Genomic DNA, 5,876 nt, shown 5'->3' with positions numbered 1-5,876 from the left:
AGTAGTACAGCCGTAGATCGTGATCTTCACGCTTGAGCGGCTTGACGCCGGTAGTGGCTGGTCTGGGACCGGGCCTGGTGCTCGTCCAGGGCCGCCAGGCCCTTGCCGGACTGGAAATACTCCTCGACCCGCCACCTTGATCCAGCGACGCGCAACGTAGTCACCCACCTCGTCGCGGACCTGGTCGGCACCCCACTTCGTCCTCCCGAGCAGGTGCTGCATGCCGTCCGGGGTCCTGTCCCCGGCCCACTCGGCGATGGTCCAGCAGTTCTTGCGCGGCAGGTCCGACAACAGGCCGAGTACCGACTTCCGGGCCCGGCGTCGGGATTCGACCCGTGTGAAGCGTCCCGCCAGCCGGCTCATGAGGCCGTCGAACGCCTCCTGCCAGCAGGCAGGGTCTACGCTGGGACCTGCGGCCACCACATGATCGTTTGTCTTCACACACCGATGATCAACGGTGGCCGCACCCGTCTCCACACCGCGTCAGGTCGTGCAGCGTCTGCCTGCCGTCCTGTGTATCGGAGGGCTTGTGCAACGTGGCGAAGTCTGGTGGGTCCAGTTCGACGAGCGGAGGCTGGTCGTACTGCTGTCAGGAGACGACGCGTCCGGGTTCCAGGTGATGCAGGTCGTCGCTCCGGCGGGCCTCGACATCAGCGGTCTGGGCATCGAAGTGACGGTCGGCGCCGGTGAAGGGCTGCCGCTCGAAGGCGTGCTGCGGCTCGCGTTCCCGCGTCCAGGCTTCACCCCGTGCACGTGGCTGACCACCGTGTCCCGGGACGACCTGATAGAGCGGGCGGCCGTCCTGTCCTCCAGGAAGCTCAGCGAGATCGACGATGCCCTCCGACTCGCTGAACAAGCACAGGAGCGGACCCCGGCAACGACCGCGAAACTCAGCGAGATAAGGGACGCCCTCCGTCGCGGTGAACTCGGGTAGCGGAGAAGGAGCCGACGCCCGCGACGGCATGGGCGATCTCGGGCGAGATGATCCACGCTGGACACCTGCCGCCTCGACGCCCCTCACCATCGAGATCACGATCTACGGCTGGAGTACCAGGCGGGAGCAGGCATCCAGGGACTCGCGCCGCCCGGCGCGGCCGGAACCACCCGCGCTTCCGTCGCTCTCGGCGGACGTCCCGAGAAGAGGCCGGAGCCGGGTGAACCCGGTGGCGCCCAAGTCCTTCTGACGCGTCATCACCTCTCGTTACAGTGGGCAACGGTGGTACCCGTGGCGAGGGATGGGGGCGCTCCATGGCGCACGCGACGGCGACCGGCGGTGGCGGAGGCCCGCGCCGGGGCGTGACCGATCACGGCGGGGGTGTCTGGAGCATCGCGGTGCCCATCCCTGACAATCCCCTCGGGCACACCCTGGTCCACCTCCTCGACACCGGTCGCGGCCCCGTCCTCGTCGACACCGGCTGGGACGACCCCGCGTCGTGGGACGCCCTCCGCGCCGGGCTGGCCGCGCTGGGTACCCGCGTCGAGGACGTGCACGGCGTCGTCATCACGCACCACCACCCCGACCACCACGGGCTGTCCGGCCGCGTCCGCGAGGCGTCCGGCGCCTGGATCGCCATGCACCCCGCCGACGCCGCCGTCGTACGCCGCACCCGCGACGCCGGGCCCGGCGCCTGGCTCGACCACCTCCTCGCCAAGCTCACCGCCGCCGGCGCCCCCGACGAGCACACGGCCCCGCTGCGGCAGGCCCGGGCGTCCGGCAGCGGGCACGCCCTGCCCGTGCCGCAGCCCGCCCTGCCCGACCGGGCGATCGTCCCCGGCGAGCTCCTCGACCTCGCGGGCCGCCGGCTGCGGGCCGTCTGGACCCCCGGGCACACCCCCGGCCACGTCTGCCTGCACCTGGAGGAGGACCACCCGGTCCGCCGCCCCGGGCATGGCCGCCTCTTCTCCGGCGACCACCTGCTGCCCGGGATCAGCCCGCACATCGGCCTGTACGAGGACCCCGACGACGCCACGCCCACGGACCCGCTCGGCGACTACCTCGACTCCCTGGAGCGGGTCGGCCGGCTCGGCGCCGCCGAGGTGCTCCCCGCCCACCAGCACGCCTTCACCGGCGCCGCCGCGCGCGTGGCGGAGCTGCTCGCCCACCACGAGGAGCGGCTCACCGGACTGCTCGCCCTGCTGGCCGCGCCACTCACCCCCTGGCAGCTCGCCGAGCGCATGACCTGGAACCGCCCCTGGGACCTCATCCCGTACGGCTCGCGCGCCATCGCCGTCTCCGAGGCCGAGGCGCACCTGCGGCGCCTGGTGAAACTGGGGCGCGCCGAGCCAATGCCGGGCAGCGACCCCGTGACGTACGTCGCCCTGTGAGCCGTACCGACCCGCCGGTAGAGTGTGCGAGTCGTCATCATGCCCGTACGGGGGGAAGCCGGTGCAAATCCGGCGCTGACCCGCAACCGTGAGCCACCACGCCGGTGGCGAGCCGGATCGCCCCGCACGTGTACGTGTTCGGCTCGCGTCACCGGGACCGGTCCCGGTGACCGGCACCGTCGAGGAATACGGAGCCGGAGCCTGGTGCCCTTCCGCGCGCGCCGGTGCCCGGCCCCGCAGAGACCGCGCAGGAGACCGCGCAGGAGAGGCCACCCGCCATGACCACCGTTCGTCGCCGCGGCGTCGCCGCGGCGCTCGCCGCCACCGCCGTGCTGTGCACCGGCGGGGCCGCAGCCGTCGCCGCCGCCCCCGCCGCGCACGCGGCGCCCTCCCCCTCGGCGTCCTCCGCCGCGCCCGTCGTCCCGTCCGGGCTGTACGGCCGCAAGGACCCGACGTACGACGGAGTCTGGCGGCAGTCCCTGGCCTTCATGGCGCAGGAGACGAGCGGTGTCGAGCCCGCCGGGAAGGCCGTGGCCTGGCTGCTGGGGCAGCAGTGCGACAACGGCGGCTTCGCCTCCTACCGGCCCGACCCGGCCAAGCCCTGCGACCCCGCCGTGCCGCTGGACACCAACGCCACCGCCGTCGCCGTCCAGGCGCTCGCGGGGCTGGACCGGCCGGAGACGGAGGACGGGAGGACCGACCCCGTCACGAAGGCCGTCGAGGCGGGCGCGGACTGGCTCACCGGCGTCCAGAACAAGGACGGCGGCTGGAGCTACAACCCTGGCGGGCCCAGCGACGCCAACTCCACCTCCGTCGTCATCAGCGCCCTCGCGGCGGCGGGCGAGAAGCCGGGCGACGTGCGGTCGGCGGACGGCCGCACCCCCTACGACGCGCTGCTCGGCTTCGCGATCCCCTGTGACGCCAAGACCGGCGCGGGTGCCTTCGCCTACCAGCCCGACCGGAACGGCGCGCTGGTCGCGAACGCCGACGCCACCGCCGCCGCGGTGCTGGCGGGCCTGGGCAAGCACGTCCAGACGCGGGGCGTGAAGCCGTACCAGCCGCCGGTCTGCGAGGCCGCGGCGAAGCGGACCGCCGAGCGCGCCGCCCGCAACGGCGCCGCCTACCTGGTGACCGCCCTGGCGAAGACCGGTCACCTCGACCTGCCCCCGATGCCCGGCACCGCGTCGCCCGCCGCGCCCGCGCCCGACTTCGGCAACACGGCCGACGCGGTCGTCGCGCTCGGCGCCGCCGGCCACGGCGACAAGGCCGCCGCCGCCCTGAAGTGGCTCCAGCGGAACGCCGTGCCCTGGGCCGAGGAGAACGGCCCCGCCGCCTGGGCCCAGCTGATCTTCGCCGCGCACACGGTGGGCGCCGACACCCGCGACTTCGGCGGTGTCGACCTCGTCCAGCGGCTCAACGCCACCGGGCCGAAGCCCGAGTCGACCGTCGAGACGCGGGCGCAGGAGGAGCAGGAGAACAAGGAGTCGGGCGAGAGCAGCGGCTTCGGCGTCTGGCTGGTCGTCGGCATCTTCCTCTTCGCCGGCATGGGCATCGGCTTCCTGATCAGCGGCCGCAACAAGAACCGGCAGCCGTGATGCGGACCGCCGCCCGGCTCCCCGTCCTCCTCCTCGCCCTGGCCCTGACCTGGCTCACCACCGGCTCCGCCCAGGCGGCGGGCTACCGCTACTGGTCCTTCTGGCAGAGCGGCCCGGGGCCGTCCTGGACGTACGCCACGCAGGGCCCGGCCACGGCCCGGCCCGCCGACGGCGAGGTGAACGGCTACCGCTTCGCCGTCAGCGCCGACTCGGCGGACGCCGCACAGCCGCGCCGGGCGCCCGACTTCGCGGCGGTCTGCGGCGGGACGCCCCGCGAGGACGGCACCAAGCGGGTCGCGGTCGTCGTCGACTTCGGCACGGCGGCGGACGCCCCGGACGACGCGGGCACGCCACCGGAGCCGCGGGCCGCCTGCGCACGGGTACGGCAGGACGCGACGAGCGCGGAGGCGCTGGCCGCGGTGGCCGAGCCGCTGCGCTACAACAGCCAGGCGCTGCTGTGCGCCATCGCGGGCTACCCGCGGACGGGCTGCGGCGAGCAGGTGTCCGACGCGGACCCGGCCCCGCGGACCGGAGCGTCCTCCGGCCCGGGCGACGACGGCGGCTCCGGTCCGCGCTCCGGCGACGGCGGCTCCGGTTCGGGTTCCGGCTCCGGGAACGGCGGCGGCCCCTCGCTCGGGCTGGCCGCCGGTCTCGCCGCCGTGCTGGGCCTCGGCGCCGCCGCCGTCGTGCAGGCCCGCCGCCGTCGGCGATGAGGCTGCGCGCACCCGCGGCGCACCGGAGCAACGCCCTGCACGCCGGCGCCTGGTGGCTGTGGGCCCTGGGTCTGGCCGCCGCCGCGTCCCGCACCACCAATCCCCTCCTGCTGGGCCTGCTGGTCGGCGTGGCCGGCTACGTGGTGGCGGCGCGCCGCACCGACGCGCCGTGGGCCCGTTCGTACGGCGCCTTCCTGAAGCTGGGGCTCGCGGTGCTCGTCGTCCGGCTGGTCTTCTCGCTGGTGCTCGGCTCGCCGATCCCGGGGACGCACGTGCTGGTCACGCTGCCCGAGGTGCCGCTGCCCGCCTGGGCGCAGGGGATACGGATCGGCGGCCGGGTGAGCGCCGAGCAGCTCGTCTTCGCCCTGTACGACGGCGCCAAGCTGGCCACGCTGCTGATCTGCGTGGGCGCGGCGAACGCCCTCGCCAACCCCGCGCGGCTGCTGAAGTCGCTGCCGGGCGCGCTGTACGAGGTGGGGGTCGCGGTGGTGGTCGCGATGACGTTCGCGCCGCAGCTGGTGGCCGATGTGGCGCGGCTGCGCACGGCGCGCCGGCTGCGCGGGCGGCCCACCGGCGGGGTGCGGGCGGTCCTGCAGATCGGCCTGCCCGTCCTGGAGGGCGCGCTGGAGCGGTCGATCGCCGTGGCGGCGTCGATGGACGCGCGCGGGTACGGCCGCACGGCGCGGGTGCCGCGCGCGGTGCGCCGCGTGACGGCGGTGCTGACCCTCGGCGGGCTGCTCGGCGTGTGCGTGGGCCTGTACGGACTGCTGTCCGCCGACGGCGGTTCGTACGGTCCGCCCTTCGTCGCGGCGGGCCTGCTGGCGGCGCTGGCCGGTCTGCGCCTGGGGGGCCGCCGCTCGGTGCGGACCCGGTACCGCCCCGACCGGTGGGGCGCGCGGGCGTGGCTCGTGGCGGGCTCGGGCGCGGCGGTGGGCGGCCTGATGGCGGTGTGGGATCCGGCGGCCCTGCACCCCGGTGTGGTCCCGCTCCAGGCGCCCGGCCTGCCGGTGTGGCCGGCCCTGATCATCCTGCTGGGCCTGGTGCCCGCGTACGCAGCCCCCGCTCCGCCGTCGAAGGAGTCCCTGTGATCCGGTTCGAGAACGTCTCCGTGACGTACGACGGTGCGGAAGAGGCCACCCTGCGGGGCGTCGACCTCACCGTCCCGGAGGGCGAACTGGTGCTGCTGGTCGGCCCGTCCGGGTCCGGCAAGTCGACGCTGCTGAACGCGGTGTCCGGCCTGGTG

General features: G+C 74.9%; 6 protein-coding genes, 1 pseudogene and 1 riboswitch. Of the genes and pseudogenes, 6 read left to right on the top strand and 1 reads right to left on the bottom strand.

The features are described from left to right. Positions 1 to 153: 153 nt before the first annotated feature. Positions 154 to 363: pseudogene (locus tag IH00_RS41240) on the bottom strand (transposase); the annotation flags it as partial. A gap of 166 nt (positions 364 to 529) precedes the next feature. Between IH00_RS41240 and IH00_RS0135235 the strand changes: the two are divergent. From IH00_RS0135235 to IH00_RS45640, 6 genes are all read left to right on the top strand, one after another. After that, entirely contained in the window at positions 530 to 934 is a 405-nt protein-coding gene (locus IH00_RS0135235) for a type II toxin-antitoxin system PemK/MazF family toxin (RefSeq protein WP_031080431.1), read from the top strand. Between the two features lie 314 nt (positions 935 to 1,248). Continuing rightward, the gene (locus IH00_RS0135225) at positions 1,249 to 2,325 is read left to right on the top strand and encodes an MBL fold metallo-hydrolase (protein ID WP_052411888.1); all 1,077 of its coding nucleotides are present in this window, start codon (positions 1,249 to 1,251) and stop codon (positions 2,323 to 2,325) included. Between the two features lie 23 nt (positions 2,326 to 2,348). Beyond that, positions 2,349 to 2,469, top strand: a riboswitch (cobalamin riboswitch). Between the two features lie 134 nt (positions 2,470 to 2,603). After that, a complete protein-coding gene (locus IH00_RS0135220; protein ID WP_031080427.1) occupies positions 2,604 to 3,920 on the top strand; it encodes a prenyltransferase/squalene oxidase repeat-containing protein in 1,317 nt (438 codons plus the stop codon). Continuing rightward, the gene (locus tag IH00_RS45645; protein WP_107064590.1) at positions 3,920 to 4,633 is read left to right on the top strand and encodes an SCO2322 family protein; all 714 of its coding nucleotides are present in this window, start codon (positions 3,920 to 3,922) and stop codon (positions 4,631 to 4,633) included. Before IH00_RS0135220 ends, IH00_RS45645 begins: the two co-directional genes overlap by 1 nt. Next, positions 4,630 to 5,721: an energy-coupling factor transporter transmembrane component T family protein gene (locus IH00_RS0135210; RefSeq protein ID WP_031080422.1), complete on the top strand. Its 1,092-nt coding sequence runs from the start codon at positions 4,630 to 4,632 to the stop codon at positions 5,719 to 5,721. Before IH00_RS45645 ends, IH00_RS0135210 begins: the two co-directional genes overlap by 4 nt. Continuing rightward, a partial coding sequence (locus tag IH00_RS45640; RefSeq protein ID WP_158828135.1) for an ATP-binding cassette domain-containing protein occupies positions 5,718 to 5,876 on the top strand: 159 nt, incomplete at its 3' end. The genes IH00_RS0135210 and IH00_RS45640, both read left to right, overlap by 4 nt.

Origin of the sequence: Streptomyces sp. NRRL S-118 (assembly GCF_000716335.1) — a bacterium.
In the GTDB taxonomy this organism is placed as follows: Bacteria; Actinomycetota; Actinomycetes; order Streptomycetales; family Streptomycetaceae; genus Streptomyces.
This window is presented reverse-complemented; position numbering and strand designations above follow the sequence as displayed.

Coding starts and splice junctions, on each gene's coding strand:
- IH00_RS45645 (WP_107064590.1), top strand. CDS start 3,920: ATGCGGACCGCCGCCCGGCTCCCCGTCCTCCTCCTCGCCCTGGCCCTG.
- IH00_RS0135225 (WP_052411888.1), top strand. CDS start 1,249: ATGGCGCACGCGACGGCGACCGGCGGTGGCGGAGGCCCGCGCCGGGGC.
- IH00_RS0135220 (WP_031080427.1), top strand. CDS start 2,604: ATGACCACCGTTCGTCGCCGCGGCGTCGCCGCGGCGCTCGCCGCCACC.
- IH00_RS0135210 (WP_031080422.1), top strand. CDS start 4,630: ATGAGGCTGCGCGCACCCGCGGCGCACCGGAGCAACGCCCTGCACGCC.